Raw genomic sequence first — 18,344 nt, 5'->3', positions numbered from 1 at the left:
TTGGCCTTTCCTTGCTGTGTTATCGGTCTATTAGCGTTGCCCCTGTGCGGGGCGGCACCTACTTTCTTTGCTGCTGCAAAGAAAGTAGGCAAAGAAGACAGCTCAAACCGCCAGCTCATAAGCGGGTGCCCCGGTCTGCGAACGGTAGTGGTGCATCTGGAATCCGTGCTCCCGCACCTTCAGCGCCAGTGACAAGGCCGTCATTCCTCCGGCGGCGCTACGCGCGCCGAATCCCCGCTCAAAAACCACTGGTTGTTTCGGCGCATGGCCGAGGCGCAGCCGACGGCCCCGCTGCGCGGGCAAAACCATCGGTTCTCCTGGCAGACCCGTCCGCGACGCACGCAGTGCGGAGTGGGAGCTGATGATGGCTTTGTCACCAGATTGGAATGTGCGGGGGCACGGATTCCAGATGCACCACTACCTCACGCGGTCCGGGGGACCCGCTTATGAGCTGGCGGTTTGAGCTGTCTTCTTTGCCTACTTTCTTTGCAGCAGCAAAGAAAGTAGGTGCCGCCCCGCACAGGGGCAACGCTAATAGACCGATAACACAACAAGGAAAGGCCAACCACGCAAGAACAACGAAAAAAAGCGCCGCCCTGCCCAAGGGCACAATCCAGAACCACAACAAACCCAAGCCGCCGGCAGGCAAAACCCCCTCCCCAGCTATAATCAACCATTCTCCGCCTCCAAAATCCTGCTTTTATCCAGAAACATGAGCGACACCCCGAGCGACCCCACCTCGACGCTTGCAAAAAGCTTCGAACCCCACACCATCGAAGCCCACTGGGGCCCTGAATGGGAAAAGCGCGCCTACGCCGCCCCCTCCTTCAACGCGAACCGCAAGGATTTCTCGATCCAGCTGCCGCCGCCGAACGTCACGGGCACGCTGCACATGGGCCACGCGTTCAACCAGACCATCATGGACGGCCTCACCCGCTATCACCGCATGCTCGGCGAGAACACGCTGTGGGTGCCGGGTACCGACCACGCGGGCATCGCCACGCAGATCGTCGTCGAACGGCAGCTCGACGCGCAGGGCGTGTCGCGCCACGACCTCGGCCGCGAGAAGTTCGTCGAGCGCGTGTGGGAGTGGAAGCAGCAGTCCGGCTCGACCATCACCAATCAGGTGCGTCGTCTCGGTGCGTCGATCGACTGGTCGCGCGAATACTTCACGATGGACGACAAGATGTCGGCCGCCGTGCGCGACGTGTTCGTGCGTCTGTATGAACAGGGTCTGATCTATCGCGGCAAGCGTCTCGTGAACTGGGACCCGGTGCTGCTCACCGCCGTGTCCGACCTCGAAGTGGTCAGCGAGGAAGAAAACGGCCACCTGTGGCACATCCAGTATCCGCTCACCGACGGCTCGGGCCATCTGACCGTCGCCACCACCCGTCCGGAAACCATGCTCGGCGACACCGCCGTGATGGTGCACCCGGAAGACGAGCGCTACGCGCACCTGATCGGCAAGACCGTCACGCTGCCGCTGTCGAACCGCGAAGTGCCGATCATCGCCGACGATTACGTCGACCGCGAATTCGGCACCGGCGTCGTCAAGGTCACGCCCGCGCACGATTTCAACGACTACCAGGTCGGCCTGCGCCACAAGCTGCCGCAAATCGAAATCCTCACGCTCGACGCGAGAATCAACGACAACGCGCCCGAAAAGTACCGCGGCCTCGACCGTTTCGACGCCCGCAAGCTGGTGGTCACCGATCTCGAGACGCTCGGCGTGCTCGAATCGGTCAAGCCGCACAAGCTGATGGTGCCGCGCGGCGACCGCACCGGCGTCGTGATCGAGCCGATGCTGACCGACCAGTGGTTCGTCGCGATGAGCAAACCGGCGCCCGAGGGCACGTTCAATCCGGGCAAGTCGATCGCCGAAACCGCGCTCGACGTCGTGCGCAACGGCCAGATCAAATTCGTGCCGGAAAACTGGACCACCACCTACTACCAGTGGCTCGAAAACATCCAGGACTGGTGCATCTCGCGTCAGCTGTGGTGGGGACATCAGATTCCGGCGTGGTACGGCGAAAACGGCGAGGTGTTCGTCGCGAAGACCGAAGAGGAAGCCCGCGCGAAGGCCGCCGCGGCCGGCTACACCGGCGCGTTGAAGCGCGACGAAGACGTGCTCGACACGTGGTTCTCGTCCGCTCTGGTGCCGTTCTCGTCGCTCGGCTGGCCGAACGAAACGGAAGAGCTGAAGCACTTCATGCCGTCGTCGGTGCTCGTCACCGGTTTCGACATCATCTTCTTCTGGGTCGCGCGCATGGTCATGATGACCACGCACTTCACCGGCAAGGTGCCGTTCGACACGGTCTACGTGCACGGCCTCGTGCGCGACGCCGAAGGCCAGAAGATGTCGAAGAGCAAGGGCAACACGCTCGACCCGATCGATATCGTCGACGGCATCGACCTCGACGCGCTGGTCGCGAAGCGCACCACCGGCCTGATGAATCCGCGGCAGGCCACATCGATCGAGAAGAAGACCCGCAAGGAGTTTCCGGACGGCATTCCGGCGTTCGGCACCGACGCGCTGCGCTTCACGATGGCGTCGATGGCCACGCTCGGCCGCAACGTCAATTTCGACCTCGCGCGCTGCGAGGGCTACCGCAACTTCTGCAACAAGCTGTGGAACGCCACGCGCTTCGTGCTGATGAACTGCGAAGGCCATGACTGCGGTTTCGGCCAGCCGGCGCAATGTGGTGAATGCGGGCCAGAAGGCCATCTGCATTTTTCGCAGGCCGACCGCTGGATCGTGTCGCAACTGCAGCGCGTGGAAGCGGAAATCGCCAAGGGCTTTTCCGACTATCGTTTTGACAATGTGGCCAACGCCCTATACAAGTTCGTATGGGACGAATACTGTGACTGGTATCTCGAACTCGCCAAGGTCCAGATCCAGACGGGTCAGCCGAACCAGCAGCGCGCCACGCGCCGCACGCTGTTGCGTGTGCTCGAAACGGTGCTGCGCCTCGCGCATCCGGTGATCCCGTTCATCACCGAAGCGCTGTGGCAGAAAGTGGCGCCGCTCGCGGGCCGCTACCCCGAAGGCAAGGCCGACGGCGAGGCGTCCATCATGGTGCAGCCGTACCCCATCGCGGAGCCGTCGAAGCTTGACGAAGACGCCGAGCAGTGGGCGACCGACCTCAAAGCGGTGATCGATGCGTGCCGCAATCTGCGCGGAGAAATGAACCTGTCGCCGGCGGTCAAGGTGCCGCTGCTCGCCACCGGCAACGCGGAGCGCCTGGGTACTTTCGCGCCTTACGCTCAAGCGCTGGCGCGTCTGTCGGAAGTGCAAATCATCGCCGACGAGGCCGCGCTCGACGCCCAGGCGGATGGCGCGCCGATTGCTATCGTAGGAACCGACAAGCTCGTGTTGAAGGTCGAAATCGACGCGGCGGTCGAACGCGAGCGCCTGTCGAAAGAGATTACGCGATTGAGCGCCGAAATCGTCAAATGCAACGGTAAGCTGCAAAATCAGGCGTTCGTGGCGAAGGCGCCGGCGGCAGTCGTGGAACAGGAGCAGAAACGGCTTGCAGATTTCGAAGCCACCGTCGGCAAGCTGAAAGCCCAACTGGCCCGCCTGCCGGCCTGATCGACGCGCCCGCCCTCCTCAACGGCGGGCAAGGATTTAACCAGAGGACTCAGGGTATTCACATGCTAAAAGTTACGAAGGCGGTTTTTCCGGTAGCAGGTCTTGGCACCCGCTTCCTCCCCGCCACGAAGGCTAGCCCGAAGGAGATGCTGCCGATCGTCGACAAGCCGCTGATTCAGTACGCGGTCGAAGAGGCCATGGCGGCCGGCATCACCGAAATGATCTTCGTCACGGGCCGCAGCAAGCGCGCGATCGAAGACCATTTCGACAAGTCCTATGAGATCGAGGCCGAACTCGAGGCGCGCGGCAAGGACAAGCTGCTCGAACTCGTGCGCAGCATCAAGCCGAGCCACGTGGACTGCTTCTACGTGCGCCAGGCCGAGGCGCTGGGCCTCGGCCACGCGGTGCTGTGCGCTGAGAAGCTGGTCGGCGACAACCCGTTCGCCGTGATCCTCGCGGACGACCTGCTGTACGGCACGCCGCCCGTGATGACGCAGATGATCGAGGTGTTCGATCACTATCACAGCTCGGTGATCGGCGTCGAAGAAATCCCGCCGCAGGACACGAAGTCGTACGGCATCGTCGACGGCAAGGAGTGGGAAGACTCGATCATCAAGATGTCGGGCATCGTCGAAAAGCCGGAGCCGAGCGTGGCGCCGTCGAACCTCGGCGTGGTCGGCCGTTATGTGCTGAAGCCGCGCGTCTTCGAACATCTGCGCTCCATCAAACCGGGCGCAGGCGGTGAGTTGCAGCTGACGGACGCAATCCAGTCGCTGCTCGCCGACGAACAGGTGCTCGCGTACAAGTATCACGGCACGCGCTTCGACTGCGGCAGCAAGCTGGGCTATCTGAAGGCGACCGTCGAGTTCGCGCTGCGTCACCCGGAAGTGGCCGCCGACTTCGAAGAATATCTGCGCACCCGCTCGCCGGTTCTCGAAGGCTGACACCAAAATCCAGGCTGAAACGAAGAAGGCGCTGCGCCCCGAATAATGGGGACAGCGCCTTCTTTTTTTACATCGGACGGACGCCTTTACCGAATGCCGCTCAACGACGCCGCATCAGAAACGTAAATACCTTGTCGTGCGCAGAGCTTTCGACGATCTCGTTGCCGGTCTGCTTCGCGAATGCGGCGAAATCGCGCTGCGAGCCGGGGTCGGTGGCGAGCACCTTGAGGATCTGGCCGCTTTCCATGTCGGCGAGCGCCTTCTTGGCGCGCAGGATGGGCAGCGGGCACATGAGCCCGCGCGCATCGACTTCCTTGTGAATCTGAATTTGCATCGACGATGACCTTCGGGACGGGGCGTCGCTGACGACGCCGGACAGAGGGTCAAATTCTACAGCAGGCGGAGCGGAGGCGCCGGGCAGCACAACGCTACAGCGTCACCGCCTGGCCGCTTTGCAGCGACTCGCGCAGCGCCACGCCGATCCGCGTCGCTTCGAGCGCATCGGCAAGCGTCGCGCCGCTCTGCGCCACATCGCCCTTCCCCGCCCCGTTTTGCACCGACGCGACGAACGCGCGCGCCTCGTGCAGAAACGCGTCCTCGAAACGGTCGAAAAAGTTCGGCGTGCATTCGTTGCGAATGCCGCTCGCGTCGTAGATCTCGACGCGATTCGCCCGCGGATTGCGGCCGATCGTCAGCGCCCCCGCCGTGCCGATCACTTCGCTATGCGTATCGTTGCCGTGCGCCTGCGTGCGCGACGCGTAAAACATCGCGAGCTTGCCGCCCTCGAACTCGCAGATCGCCACGCCGTTGTCGACGTCGCCGAATTCGCGCAGCCCCTCGTGCAGCGCGATCGTGCCCGCGGCGAACACGCGCGTCGCGCGCGGCTTGCCGAGCAACCAGCGGGCCACGTCAATGTCGTGCACGGTGCAGTCCAGAAAGATGCCGCCCGAGGTCGCCGCGAAGCGCACGAAGAAGCCGTCGGTGTCGTTTTTATCGGTGGTTTGCGAGCGCACGAGGAACGGCCGGCCGATCTGGCCGGCGGAGATTTTATCGAACGCGTCGCGGTAGCTCGGATCGAAGCGGCGCATGAAGCCGATCGTCGCCTGCAGGTGCGGATAGCGCGCCGCTTCGGTCAGCACGCGCTCGCATTCGGCGACATCGAGCGACAGCGGCTTTTCGCAGAACACATGCTTGCCGGCCTGCAATGCATCGACGATCTGCTGCGCGTGCAGCGACGACGGCGTGACGAGCCACACCGCATCGACGTGCGGATCGGCGAGCAGGTCCGCGTAATCCGCGTAAAGACGCGGCTCGGGTAGTGCATCGCGCGCCCATGCGAGTTCGTCTTCGAGCGGGCTGCACGCGGCCGCGAGCGTCGCGCCCGGCACGCGATACGCGAGATTTTCCGCATGCCGCTTGCCGAGCCGCCCAAGCCCGACCACACCGAGCCGCAAGGGTTTCGTGGCGGGCTTCATCACGCTGCCTCGCCGAGTTTGACCACACGGCCTTCGCGCCACGAACGCGTCGCGGCGTCCGCCAGTTCGAGCGCTTTCAGGCCGTCGGCGACGGTCGTGCGCACCGGCTTGCCGTGCGTGAGCGCGTCGAAGAAATGTGCGATTTCGAGCGCGTACGCCGCGCGATAGCGTTCGAGAAAGAACGCCTCCGGCACGTCGGTCGACACCTCCGTCTTCGAGTAAGCGGTGACCTCGGTCGGCCGCACGTTGCCCGCCTGCAGCATGCCGGCGCTGCCGAGCACTTCGAAGCGCTGGTCGTAGCCGTACGCGGCGCGCCGCGTGGTGTTGATCTGGCACAGGCGCCCACGCTTCGTGCGGATCGTCACCGCGGTCGAATCGACGTCGCCCGCGTCGGCGATCGCGGGGTCGGTGAGGCAACTGCCGGTGGCGTGCAGCGTGTCGGCTTCGTCGTCGAGAATCCAGCGGCAGATGTCGAAGTCGTGAATCAGCATGTCCTTGAAGATCCCGCCGGAGCGCCGGATGTACTCGACCGGCGGCGCGCCCGGATCGCGGCTCGTGACGACGAGCATCTCGGGCGTGCCGATCTCGCCCGCGTCGAGGCGCGCCTTCAACGCGGAAAACGTCGGATCGAAGCGCCGCTGAAAACCGATCATGCACACGACGCCCGCGCGCTCAACCGCCTGCGCGCACATCCGCGCACGCTCCAGCGTGAGATCGACCGGCTTCTCGCAGAACACGTGCTTGTTCTGCGCGGCCGATTTGACGATCAGGTCCGCATGCGTGTCGGTGCTCGAACAGATCACGGTCGCGCCGATCGACGCATCGCCGATCGCGCCGTCGATATCCGCGACCTGCGCGCCATGCTGCGCGGCGAGCGCGGCCGCCGCGTCGCGATTCACGTCGACCACGTATTTGAGCCGCACGCCGGGCTGCCGCGCGAGATTCGCCGCATGGATCCTGCCGATGCGTCCCGCGCCGAATACGGCAACGTCGATCGTGTTTACCGCGTCAGTCATCGTAGCCTCCAGTGTCGTTGGATTCTTCAACGTTCAGTTCGAGCTTGTACGCGAGCGCGATGAAGAGCGCCTGGCACAGGCAGATCGTGCTGGTGAGCGAGCGGAACGCGAACGCGCTGCCCTCTTTCACGTAGAGCTGCGTGCTCGCGTAGCGCGCGAGCGGCGATAGTTGGCTATCCGTAATGACGAGCGTCTTCGCCTGATGATGATGCGCAACGCGCAGGCAGTACTGCGTCTCCTTGCCGTACGGCGCGAAGCTGATCGCGATCACCACGTCGCCCTTCCTGACGCTGCGGATCTGCTCGCGATACATGCCGCCGAAACCCGACACGAGATGCACGCGCTTGTGCGTGTGCTGCAGCGCGTAGACGATATAGTTCGCGACCGGAAACGAGCGCCGTACGCCGATCACGTAGATGTTGTCGGCCTGCTGCAGCATCTTCACGGCGGCGTCGAACTGTTTGTCGTCGAGGCCCGCTTCGAGTTCTTCGAGGCCGCCGCGCGACGCGGCGATGAACTCGCGCGCGACCGAGCCGCCCGACAACGTGCCGGGTTTCTCGTCGATCAGCTTGCGGATGCGCTGCTGGTAGCTCGGCGACGACACGCCCTGCCCCGTATAAGCCTGACGAAACACGGCCTGCAGATCGGAGAAGCCGGAAAAACCGAAACGCTGCGCAAAGCGCACGACCGCCGACGGATGCACGCCGCAGCTCGCGGCGATATCGCTGGTGCGATCCATCATCACGCTCGAGCGATGCTGCTCGATGTACGTCGCGACGCTCTTCAGCTGACGCGGCAGCGACTCGTAGGTATCCGCGATGCGCTGCATCAATTCGTCGACGCTCGGCAACGCTTCTTCGGTGGTCTGTTCCGCCATGACTGCCTCTCGGGGTTTCCTGCAATGCGGCAGACGCGCCCGCGGCCCGCCGCAGCACACATCCGACGATGCGGAGTATAGGCGGCCGGCCCATCAAATGGAACGTATTTTCCATTTTTATTTTTCATGAAATTTTCTTTGCAAGGCGTCGGAAGATGACCTACTCTTGGTCGTGAGCGATGGCGCTTCGGCCTCGTTATGCCGCTCAGCATCGGCATGGAATGCCGCCCGTCAGGCGCTCCCTCAATAACGAACGACAGACCGAGAAAGGTGGAGACAATGAGACTTCGCAGAGGCAAGGCAACGCTCAGGATTCTGGTGACGGCGTTGACGTTGGCGACGGGATTCGGCGCGGCCTCGGCCGCTCGCGCGGCGGACGCCCACTTCGTGCTGATCAGCCACGCGCCGGATTCGGACTCGTGGTGGAACACGATCAAGAACGCGATCAAGCAGGCCGACGAAGACTTCAACGTTCAGACCGACTACCGCAACCCGCCGAACGGCGACATCGCCGACATGGCGCGTCTCGTCGAGCAGGCGGCCGCGCGCAACTACGACGGCGTGATCGTGTCGATCGCCGACTTCGACGTGCTGAAGAACTCGATCGGCAAGGTCACCGAGAAGCACATTCCGCTCGTCACGATCAATTCGGGCACCGAGGAGCAAAGCGCGAAGCTCGGCGCGATCATGCACGTCGGCCAGCCCGAGTTCGCGGCCGGCAAGGCGGCGGGTGAAAAGGCCAAGGCCGCCGGCATCAAGTCGTTCCTGTGCGTGAACCACTACGCGACGAACCCGGCCTCGTTCGAACGCTGCCGCGGCTTCGCCGAAGCGATCGGCGCCAACTTCAAGACCTCGACGCTGGATGCAGGCCAGGACCCGACCGGCGTGCAGTCGAAGGTCAGCGCGTTCCTGCGCAACCATCCGGATACCCAGGCGGTGCTGACGCTCGGTCCGCTGTCGGCCGATCCGACCTTGAAGGCGCTGCAGCAGATGGGCCTCGCCGGCAAGATCTGGTTCGCGACGTTCGACTTCGACAGCGACATCGCGAAGGGCATCCAGGACGGCACGATCCAGTTCGCGATCGACCAGCAACCGTATTTGCAGGGCTATATCCCGGTTGCCGTGCTCGCGATCGTGAAGAAGAACAACACCACCGATCCGGCCAAGATCCGCGAGATCCTGGAGGCGAATCCGAAGTTCAAGGAGCGTCTCGCGACCTATGGGCTGGCACCGTCGTATGGGCCGCGCAATATTGGCTCGGGCCCGGGCTTCATCACGAAGGCCAATGTCGACAAGGTGCTGAAGTACGCGGGTCAGTACCGCTGAGCGCCCGGCAACCCCTCGCGTGAGCAGGCCGCCGCGCTGGCGGCAAGGTTGAAAAGGCGGTGACCGGCGGGACGCATTCCGTCTTGCCGGCACTCGCCCGCCGGGCAGATTTTATTGGCGGCTGGTTGCGCGACCTATCGCGCTGCGCTTGAGTCGCGCCGATTTTATTGCATCGCTTCTTCGTTCGCCTTCACGCATTCCGCGTAGCAAACGCCCACGGCATCGCGCCGACCCGCCTGTCGCGGGCGTCTCAAGGAGAGCTTCAATGGGTGTCGCCGACCTGTTTCATCCCCATCACCGCAAGCAACCGCCGCCTGATCCGCAGGACCCGGCGAAGTCCGCTGCAACGACCGCCTCGCAATCCGCTGCCGCCGACGAGCGCGTGCGTCAGGAATCCTGGTTCCGCCATCTGCTCGGCCGGCCGGAATTCGCGGCGCTCGCCGGCACCGTGATGGTGTTCATCGTGTTCGGCATGGCGGCCGGCAACTCGGGGATGTTCAACCTCGATGGCGTGATGAACTGGTCGCAGGTCGCCGCCTATCTCGGTCTGATCTCGGTCGGCGCGTGCCTGCTGATGATCGCCGGCGAGTTCGATCTGTCGATCGGCTCGATGATCGGCTTTGCCGGCATGATGGTCGCGCTGCCCACCATGTACTTCCACTGGCCGATCTGGCTCGCGATCGTGTTCGCGTTCGTCGGCTCGATGCTGCTCGGCGCGCTCAACGGCTACCTGGTGATGCGCACGCGCCTGCCGTCGTTCATCGTCACGCTCGCATTCCTGTTCATTCTGCGCGGTCTGACGCTCGCGCTATCGGTGATGTTCGCCGATCGCACGATCATCTCCGGCGTCGGCGACGTCGCGCGTCAGGACTGGTTCGCGCATACGTTCTTCCAGGGCGTCGCGTTCAGAGGCCTGTTCGTATGGCTCGGCCACCTCGGTCTCGTGAAGATGCTCGACAACGGTGCGCCGCTCGTGCCCGGCATTCCCAAGGTGCTGCTGTGGTGGCTCGTGCTCGCCGTGGTCTGCGCGTTCACGCTCGCCAAGACGCGCTTCGGCAACTGGATTTTCGCGGTCGGCGGCGATGCCAACGCGGCCAAGAACGTCGGCGTGCCGGTGCGTCGCGTGAAGATTTCGCTGTTCGTGCTGACCGCGTTCTGCTCGGCGCTGTACGCGGTGCTGCAAGTGTGCGACATCGGTTCGGCCGCGGCCGACCGTGGCTTGCAGGCGGAGTTCGAGGCGATCATCGCCGCGGTGATCGGCGGCACGCTGCTCACGGGCGGCTACGGCTCGGTGATCGGCGCCTGCTTCGGTGCGCTGATCTTCGGCGTCGTGCAGATCGGCATCACGTACACCAACGTCGATTCCGACTGGTTCCGCGTGTTCCTCGGCGTGATGCTGCTGTTCGCCGTGCTGTTCAACCACTACGTGCGCGGCCGCGTCGCGGCCTCGCGCTAGAAGGAGGTTCACGATGAGCACCCCCGAACAGAACGCAGACGACATCATTCTTTCGCTCGAAAACGTCAGCCGGTTTTTCGGCAACATCATCGCGCTGAACGACATCACGCTGCGCCTCAAACGCGGTGAAGTGCATTGCCTGCTCGGCGACAACGGCGCCGGCAAGTCGACGCTGATCAAGACGCTCGCGGGCGTGTATCAGCCGAGCAAGGGCACCTACCGGGTGGACGGCAAGCCGGTCCACTTCACCTCGCCGAAAGACGCGCTCGATCTCGGCATCGCCACCGTCTACCAGGATCTCGCGCTGGTGCCGCTGCTGTCGGTCGCGCGCAATTTCTTCATGGGCCGCGAGCCGCAGAAAAAGCTGTTCGGCTTGCTGAACGTGATGGACCTCGAAACCTGCGCCACCACCGCGCGCGACAAGCTCGCCGAAATGGGCATCAACGTGCGCGACCCGCATCAGCCGATCGGCACGATGTCGGGCGGCGAGCGTCAATGTCTGGCGATCGCGCGGGCGATCCACTTCGGCGCGCGCGTGCTGATTCTCGACGAACCGACCGCCGCGCTCGGCGTGAAGCAGAGCTTCAACGTACTGAAGCTGATCCATAAAGCGCGCGCCAAAGGCATCTCGGTGATCTTCATCACGCACAACGTGCATCACGCGTATCCGATCGGCGATTCGTTCACGCTGCTCAATCGCGGCCGTTCGATGGGCACCTTCACCAAACAGACGATCAGCAAGGACCAGGTGCTCGACATGATGGCCGGCGGCGCCGAAATGCAGAAGATGATCGGCGAACTCGAAGGCGCGACGATCTGACCGATTCGCGCGGCACCTCCGGCCACCGCGCATTTCGCCCGGCCGGTCACCGCGCACTCACCGCGCACTGTTACTCAGGACTATTCATGGCTCACTCCAGCACCTCCAGCGGTTCCGCAGGCAGCCGGTTCGCGCCGGGCCGCGCCCGTGACATCGTGTGCCTCGGCCGGCTGGCCGTCGATCTGTACGCGCAACAGGTCGGCGCGCGGCTCGAAGACGTGTCGAGCTTCGCGAAGTATCTCGGCGGCTCGTCGGCGAACATCGCGTTCGGCTGCGCGCGGCTCGGGCTTAATGCGGCCATGCTCGCGCGCGTCGGCAACGATCACATGGGACGCTTCCTGACCGAAACGCTCACGAAGGAAGGCTGCGACGTGAGCCACGTGCGCATCGATCACGACCGGCTGACCGCGCTCGTGCTGCTCGGCCTGAAGGATCGCGACACCTTCCCGCTGATCTTCTACCGCGAGAACTGCGCGGACATGGCGGTCGACGAGGCCGATTTCGACGAGGCGTTCATCGCGTCGTCGAAAGCGCTGCTGATCACCGGCACGCACTTTTCCACCGCGCAGGTCGATCGCGCGAGCCGCCGCGCGCTCGACTACGCGCGCCGCAACGACGTGCGCACCGTGCTCGACATCGACTATCGGCCAGTGCTGTGGGGACTCACGGGCAAGGCCGATGGCGAGACGCGTTTCGTCGCGAGCGAGGGTGTGAGCGCGCATTTGCAGCGGATTCTGCCGCTGTTCGATCTGGTGATCGGCACCGAGGAAGAGTTTCGCATCGCCGGCGGCAAGACCGACCTCGCCGATGCGCTCGCGATGGTGCGCGCGGTGACGCCGGCCACGCTGGTGCTCAAACGCGGGCCGCTCGGCTGTCAGATCATCGACGGCGCGGTGCCTGCATCGCTCGATGCTGCGCCGATTCATGGCGGCGTCGAAGTCGAAGTGCTGAACGTGCTCGGCGCGGGCGATGCATTCGCTTCCGGCTTCCTGTCCGGCTGGCTGCGAGATCAACCGCTCGACGCCTGCGCGCGCGCCGCCAACGCGAGCGGCGCGCTGGTCGTGTCGCGGCACGGCTGCGCCCCCGCGATGCCGACCCCGGCCGAGCTCGACTACTTTCTGCGCGAAGCGCAGGCCGATCCGCAGCGCATGCGCCGGCCCGATCGCGATGCGAAGCTCGCACGACTGCATCGCGTGTCGCCGGCACGCAAAACGTGGCACGAAGTGCTCGGCTTCGCGTTCGATCATCGCAACCCGTTCTTCGAACTCGCGCAGCAGACCGGCGCCGACGAAGCGCGCATCGCGTCGTTGAAGGGCCTGTTCGTCGAAGCGGTCGCGCAGACCGAGCGCGCGTTGAATCTGCAGGGACGCATCGGCGTGCTGATCGACGACCGCTATGGTCAGGACGCGCTGAATGCCGCGACCGGCCGCGGCTGGTGGATCGGCCGCCCGGTCGAGTTGCCCCACTCCGTGCCGCTCGTGTTCGATCATGGCCGCTCGATCGGCACCACGCTGATCGCGTGGCCGCAAGAGCACGTCGTCAAATGTCTGGTGCAGTTTCATCCGGATGAGCCGATCGAGCAGCGGCTCGAACAGGAAGCGCAACTGCGCGCGCTGTACGACGCGACCCAGGCGAGCGGCCACGAACTGCTGCTCGAAGTGATTCCGCCGAAGCATGCGTCGCTGCCGCAGGGGCCGGACATCGTGTATCGCGCGTTGAAGCGCATCTACAACCTCGGCATCTACCCCGAATGGTGGAAGCTCGAACCGATGGACGCCGCGCAATGGCAGGCCATCGACGCGCTGATCGCCGAGCGCGATCCGTATTGCCGCGGCGTCGTGCTGCTCGGTTTGTCGGCGGCGGTCGAGCAGTTGAGCGAAGGCTTTCGGGCGGCCGCGCAAGCGGCGACGTGCCGCGGCTTTACCGTCGGTCGCACGATCTTTCACGAGCCGAGCCATGCGTGGCTCGCCGGTGAAATCGGCGACGACGAATTGATCGCGCGCGTGCGCCGCACGTTCGAAACGCTGATCGCCGCGTGGCGCGGCGCACGCGGCGAACCGACCGCACATGCCACACCTCATCACGCTCATCAGGAGCAGGCCGCATGAACGAGCGCATCATGCATGACGACATTTCATCCGCCAGCGGCGCGACGCAAGCGCACGCGCGCAGCGGCGGCACGATTCGCCTGACGATGGCGCAGGCGCTGGTGCGCTATCTGGCCGCGCAACGCGTTGCGAGCGAAGACGGCAACGGCGTCGAACCGCTGTTCGGCGGCGTGTTCGCGATTTTCGGCCACGGCAATGTCGCGGGCATCGGCGAGGCACTGTATCAGCATCGCGACGCACTGCCGACTTTGCGCGCACACAACGAGCAGGCGATGGCGCACAGCGCGATCGCCTACGCGAAGGCGCACTTCCGCCGCCGCATGATGGCCGTGACGACGTCGATCGGTCCAGGTGCGACGAATCTGCTGACCGCCGCCGCGCTCGCGCACGTGAACCGTTTGCCGGTGCTGCTGCTGCCCGGCGATATCTTCGTGTCGCGCGCGCCCGATCCGGTGTTGCAGCAGGTCGAGGATTTCAACGACGGCGGCGTGTCCGCGAACGACGCGTTCAAGCCGCTGTCGCGCTACTTCGACCGCATCGTGCATCCGGCGCAATTGCTGAGCGCGCTGCCGCGCGCAATCCGCGTGCTGACCGATGCCGCGTTGTGCGGCCCCGTCACGCTCGCGCTGCCGCAAGATGTGCAGGCGCAGGCGTGGGACTTTCCGGAGGACTTTTTTACGCCGCGCGTCGTGCGCCCTCATGCGCCCGCGCCCCGCAGCGACGACATCGACGCCGCATGCACGCGCCTGCGGCACGCGAAGCGCCCGCTGATCGTCGCGGGCGGCGGTGTGCTGTACAGCCGCGCAGCCGATGCGCTGCACCGCTTCGCGAGCGCGCATGGCATCCCGGTCGCGGAAACGCAGGCCGGCAAAAGCTCGCTCGCGTGGAACGATCCGCTCAATGCGGGCGCGCTCGGCGTGACCGGGTCGGCCGCCGCCAACGCGCTCGCGCATGACGCCGACTGCGTGCTCGCGCTCGGCACGCGGCTGCAGGACTTCACGACCGGCTCGAACACGCTGTTCACGCAAGCCGATGTGATCGCGATCAACGCGAACGGATTCGACGCGCTCAAGCATCGCGGCTTCGTCGTCGAAGCCGATGTGAAGCTCGCGCTCGATGCGCTCGTCGGGCCGCTGCAAGGCTGGCACGCGGAGCGCACGTGGACCGCGCGCGCACACAAGCTCGCGGCCAGCTGGCGCGACACCGTGCAAACGCTCACGCATGCGCCGCAACGCGACGCGGTGCTGCCCTACGAGGGCGACGTGATCGGCGCGGTGCAGCGCTCGAGCGCGCACTCCCCTGCCGGCGATATCGTCGTCTGCGCGGCCGGCACGCTGCCCGCCGAGTTGCACAAGCTGTGGCGCGCGGGCCGGCCCGGCGCGTATCACGTCGAATACGGCTATTCGTGCATGGGCTACGAGATCGCGGGCGGCCTCGGCGTGAAGCTCGCGCGGCCCGAGCGCGAAGTGATCGTGATTCTCGGCGACGGCAGCTATCTGATGATGAACAGCGAGATCGCCAGCTCGGTGATGCTCGGCGCGAAGCTGATCGTCGTCGTGCTCGACAACCGCGGCTTCGGCTGTATCAATCGCCTGCAACAGGCGTGCGGCGGCGCACCGTTCAACAATCTGCTCGACGATTGCGTGCATGCGCCTGAAGGCGTGCCGCGCATCGACTTCGCCGCGCATGCGCGCGCGCTCGGCGCGCAAGCCGAGCATGCGGGCAATCTCGCCGAACTCGAGGCGGCACTGCAACGCGCGCGCGCGGCCAAGGGCACCTACGTGATCAGCATCGACACTGACCCGGCGCGCACCACCGAAGACGGCGGCTGGTGGTGGGAAGTCGCCGTGCCCGAAGTATCGACGCGCTCTGAAGTGCGCGACGCCCGCGCGAAGTACGACGCGCAGCTCGCCGCGCGCGCCGCATCCCCTGCATCGGCTGCGACGCCATCGCCGTCGCAGGGCACCGATCACGACTGAGAACCATGAGGACTCCGGCATGACTGCTTTCGACGTACGCATCGGCATCAACCCGCTCTCGTGGATGAACGACGACCTGCCGTCGCTCGGCGGCGAGACGCCGCTCGAAGTCGCGCTGACCGAAGGTCGCCAGATCGGCTATCAGGGGTTCGAGCTCGGCAACAAGTTTCCTCGCGAGCCGCAAGCGCTGAAGACGCTGCTCGCGCAATACGATCTCGCGCTCGTGTCCGGCTGGTACTCCGGACAACTGGCCAAACGCGGCGTCGCGGAGGAAATCGACGCGGTCGGCCCGCATCTGGAATTGCTCGCGAAGAACGGCGCAACCGTGATGGTGTATGGCGAAGTCGCCGATTCGATCCAGGGTGCGCCGCGCCCGCTGTATCAGCGGCCGCGGTTTTTCAGCGAAGCGCAATGGGCCGACTACGCGGCACGCGTCGATGAATTCGCGCGCTATACGCTGAGCCAGGGCGTTCGGCTCGCCTATCATCATCACATGGGCGCGTACGTCGAAACGCCGGCCGACGTCGATCAGTTGATGGCACGCACCAGCGACGCGGTCGGCCTGCTGTTCGACGCCGGGCATATCACGTTCGCGGGCGGCGATCCGGTGGCCGTGCTCGACAAGCACATCGCGCGCGTCTGCCACGTGCATTGCAAGGACGTGCGCCCCGCCGTGATGAAGCTCGCGCGCAATCGCAACTGGAGTTTTCTCGATGCGGTGATCGCGGGCGCATTCACGGTACCCGGCGACGGCGCGGTCAATTTTCCGGCGCTGATCGACCGGTTGAAGCGGCACGGTTATTGCGGCTGGCTCGTCGTCGAGGCGGAGCAGGACCCGGTGGTCGCGCCGTCGTTCGAGTATGCACAGAAGGGATACGAAGCTTTGCGGGCGCTCGTCGATGCGCCGCTCGGCAAGGAGGCAGCATGAGCTTATTGGTCAAGGCAGAGCGCGAAGGCCAGACGATCGCGCGCGTGACGCCGCAGTCGGCCTGCTGGCGTTATGTGGGATTCGCCGCGTACCGGCTCGGCGAGAACGAACTCGTGTACGTGTTCGAACCGGCGCGCGAAGCGTGCATCGTCGTGCTGAGCGGCGCGGTCGATATCGAAACGCCGGACACCACATGGAGCTCGCTCGGTTCGCGCGACAGTGTGTTCGAAGACGCGGCGCCGTACGCGGTGTATCTGCCGCCGAACGTGCGTGCGACGGTGCGCGCGAACCGCGACGCGGAGATCGGCGTGGCGAGTGCGCCGGCCAAGGGCGAGTACCCGGCGCGGCTGATCGAGCCGGCGTCGATGAAGCGCTCGGCACGCGGCAAGTCGCTGAATACGCGTTACGTCTGCGATATTCTTCCGCAGACCGAGCCGGCGGAATCGCTGCTGGTGGTCGAAGTGAGAACACCGGGCGGTCACGCGTCGAGCTATCCGCCGCACAAGCACGACACCGACAACATTCCGCACGAAAGCTCGCTCGAAGAAACCTATTACCACCGGCTCGATCCGCCGCAAGGCTTCGCGTTCCAGCGTGTGTACACCGACTCGCGCGATATCGACGAATCGATGGCCGTCGAGGATCACGACGTCGTGATGGTGCCGCGCGGCTATCACCCGGTCATCGTGCCGTACGGCTACGACTCGTATTATCTGAACGTGATGGCGGGCAGCCAGCGGGTCTGGCACTTCCACAACGATCCGGCCCACGAATGGATCATCAATAAGGATGCTTGAGCATCCGTGATCGTAGACCAAGCGGGCCCGCAAGGGCCCGGCCGTTCACACCACCAGGTTCGCGGGTTCACCGCGCACGAAGCGTTCGATATTGCCCATCAGCTGATCCGCGAGGCTTTGCTGCGCCTCGTCCGAAGCCCACGCCACATGCGGTGTCACGATCACGTTCGGGCGCCCGGCGATCCGCATCAACGGATTGTCGGCAGCGGGCGGCTCGCCTGACAGCACGTCGAAGCCGATCCCGCTGATCAGCCCTTCATCGAGCGCGCGCACCAGCGCTTCCTCATCGACGAGCCCTCCTCTTGCCGTATTGATGATCAGCGGCTTGCGCTTCATCTTGCGGAATTCGGGCGTGGCGAGCATGCCGCGCGTCTGCGGGGTGAGCGGGCTGTGGATCGTGATGATGTCGCTCGTCGCCAGCACCTCGTCCCACGGCGTATAGAGCGGCCCGAGTCCGTCGCGGCCCTTGTGCGCGGCGAACAGCGGCCGCATGCCGAACGCCTTGGCGATCTCGGCCACGCGCTGCCCCAGCACCCCTTCGCCGATGATGCCGAGCGTCATGCCGCCCAGATCGTGGATCGCGTGATTGAAGAAGCAGAACTGGCCGGACTTCTGCCATTCGCCATTGAGCACGTCGTCGCGGTAAGCAACCAGATTGCGCCGCAACGCGAGCATCAACGCGAACGTATGTTCGGGCACCGTGTTCACCGCATAGCCGCGGATATTCGACACGCGCACGCCATGCTGCTCGCAGGCGGCCTTGTCGACGCAATCGGTGCCGGTCGCGGCCACCGCGACGAGCTTCAACGACGGCAACTGCGCGATCACGTCGGCCGTCAGCGGCACCTTGTTGGTGATCACGATGGTGGCGTCCGCAAGGCGCGCCGCGATCTGCTCCGGCAAGGTGTGCTCGTACTCGACGAACTCGTGTTCGAACTCCGGGCGCGAAAGCCGGATCTGCGGCGCGAGTGTCGCGCGGTCGAGAAAAACGATCTTCTGCATGCTGATTCCTGTTGTGCGGGTTGA

15 protein-coding genes are annotated in these 18,344 nt (G+C 64.9%); 9 read left to right on the top strand and 6 right to left on the bottom strand.

Going from position 1 to position 18,344, the window contains the following annotated elements; translation table 11 throughout:
* Positions 1-102 precede the first annotated feature (102 nt).
* Positions 103-309, bottom strand: a complete 207-nt coding sequence (locus tag EVC45_RS45585; protein ID WP_168991456.1) for a hypothetical protein — start codon at positions 307-309, stop codon at positions 103-105.
* A gap of 403 nt (positions 310-712) precedes the next feature.
* On the opposite strand from EVC45_RS45585, the gene EVC45_RS12440 reads away from it, so the two are divergent.
* Positions 713-3,592, top strand: a complete 2,880-nt coding sequence (locus tag EVC45_RS12440; protein ID WP_129958270.1) for a valine--tRNA ligase — start codon at positions 713-715, stop codon at positions 3,590-3,592.
* 62 nt (positions 3,593-3,654) lie between these two features.
* Positions 3,655-4,536 (top strand): UTP--glucose-1-phosphate uridylyltransferase GalU, encoded by an 882-nt coding sequence (gene galU, locus EVC45_RS12435; RefSeq protein ID WP_129958269.1) that lies wholly within the window; start codon positions 3,655-3,657, stop codon positions 4,534-4,536.
* A gap of 100 nt (positions 4,537-4,636) precedes the next feature.
* Here the strand turns inward: galU and EVC45_RS12430 are convergent, their stop codons facing one another.
* From EVC45_RS12430 to EVC45_RS12415, 4 genes are all read right to left on the bottom strand, one after another.
* The gene (locus EVC45_RS12430; protein WP_026225937.1) at positions 4,637-4,864 is read right to left on the bottom strand and encodes a sulfurtransferase TusA family protein; all 228 of its coding nucleotides are present in this window, start codon (positions 4,862-4,864) and stop codon (positions 4,637-4,639) included.
* Between the two features lie 100 nt (positions 4,865-4,964).
* Positions 4,965-6,011 (bottom strand): Gfo/Idh/MocA family oxidoreductase, encoded by a 1,047-nt coding sequence (locus EVC45_RS12425; protein WP_129958284.1) that lies wholly within the window; start codon positions 6,009-6,011, stop codon positions 4,965-4,967.
* On the bottom strand, positions 6,011-7,027 hold the full coding sequence (gene iolG, locus EVC45_RS12420) for an inositol 2-dehydrogenase (protein WP_129958268.1): 1,017 nt from the start codon (positions 7,025-7,027) through the stop codon (positions 6,011-6,013). Before iolG ends, EVC45_RS12425 begins: the two co-directional genes overlap by 1 nt.
* On the bottom strand, positions 7,020-7,904 hold the full coding sequence (locus tag EVC45_RS12415) for a MurR/RpiR family transcriptional regulator (RefSeq protein ID WP_129958267.1): 885 nt from the start codon (positions 7,902-7,904) through the stop codon (positions 7,020-7,022). The genes iolG and EVC45_RS12415 overlap by 8 nt, the downstream gene beginning before the upstream one ends.
* Before the next feature lie 279 nt (positions 7,905-8,183).
* Here EVC45_RS12415 and EVC45_RS12410 point away from each other — a divergent pair, with 279 nt between their 5' ends.
* The 7 genes from EVC45_RS12410 (at position 8,184) to iolB (ending at position 17,318) form a co-directional block, all read left to right on the top strand.
* Positions 8,184-9,230: a sugar ABC transporter substrate-binding protein gene (locus EVC45_RS12410; RefSeq protein ID WP_129958266.1), complete on the top strand. Its 1,047-nt coding sequence runs from the start codon at positions 8,184-8,186 to the stop codon at positions 9,228-9,230.
* 265 nt (positions 9,231-9,495) lie between these two features.
* Positions 9,496-10,686, top strand: a complete 1,191-nt coding sequence (locus tag EVC45_RS12405; RefSeq protein ID WP_129958265.1) for an ABC transporter permease — start codon at positions 9,496-9,498, stop codon at positions 10,684-10,686.
* Between the two features lie 13 nt (positions 10,687-10,699).
* Complete coding sequence (locus tag EVC45_RS12400) at positions 10,700-11,506, top strand: ATP-binding cassette domain-containing protein (protein ID WP_129958264.1); 807 nt, start codon at positions 10,700-10,702, stop codon at positions 11,504-11,506.
* 86 nt (positions 11,507-11,592) lie between these two features.
* Entirely contained in the window at positions 11,593-13,614 is a 2,022-nt protein-coding gene (gene iolC, locus EVC45_RS12395) for a 5-dehydro-2-deoxygluconokinase (protein WP_129958263.1), read from the top strand.
* The gene (gene iolD, locus EVC45_RS12390) at positions 13,611-15,593 is read left to right on the top strand and encodes a 3D-(3,5/4)-trihydroxycyclohexane-1,2-dione acylhydrolase (decyclizing) (RefSeq protein ID WP_129958262.1); all 1,983 of its coding nucleotides are present in this window, start codon (positions 13,611-13,613) and stop codon (positions 15,591-15,593) included. Before iolC ends, iolD begins: the two co-directional genes overlap by 4 nt.
* A gap of 19 nt (positions 15,594-15,612) precedes the next feature.
* Positions 15,613-16,521 (top strand): myo-inosose-2 dehydratase, encoded by a 909-nt coding sequence (iolE, locus tag EVC45_RS12385; RefSeq protein WP_129958261.1) that lies wholly within the window; start codon positions 15,613-15,615, stop codon positions 16,519-16,521.
* On the top strand, positions 16,518-17,318 hold the full coding sequence (gene iolB / locus EVC45_RS12380) for a 5-deoxy-glucuronate isomerase (protein ID WP_129958260.1): 801 nt from the start codon (positions 16,518-16,520) through the stop codon (positions 17,316-17,318). Before iolE ends, iolB begins: the two co-directional genes overlap by 4 nt.
* Positions 17,319-17,363: 45 nt before the next feature.
* Here iolB and EVC45_RS12375 read toward each other — a convergent pair whose 3' ends face one another.
* The gene (locus EVC45_RS12375; RefSeq protein WP_129958259.1) at positions 17,364-18,320 is read right to left on the bottom strand and encodes a D-2-hydroxyacid dehydrogenase; all 957 of its coding nucleotides are present in this window, start codon (positions 18,318-18,320) and stop codon (positions 17,364-17,366) included.
* Positions 18,321-18,344: the final 24 nt, after the last annotated feature.

The sequence above is a fragment of the Paraburkholderia sp. UYCP14C genome (assembly GCF_004197395.1).
Lineage (GTDB): Bacteria > Pseudomonadota > Gammaproteobacteria > Burkholderiales > Burkholderiaceae > Paraburkholderia.
Note: the sequence above shows the minus strand (reverse complement) of the source record. Positions and strands in the feature narration are given on the sequence as shown.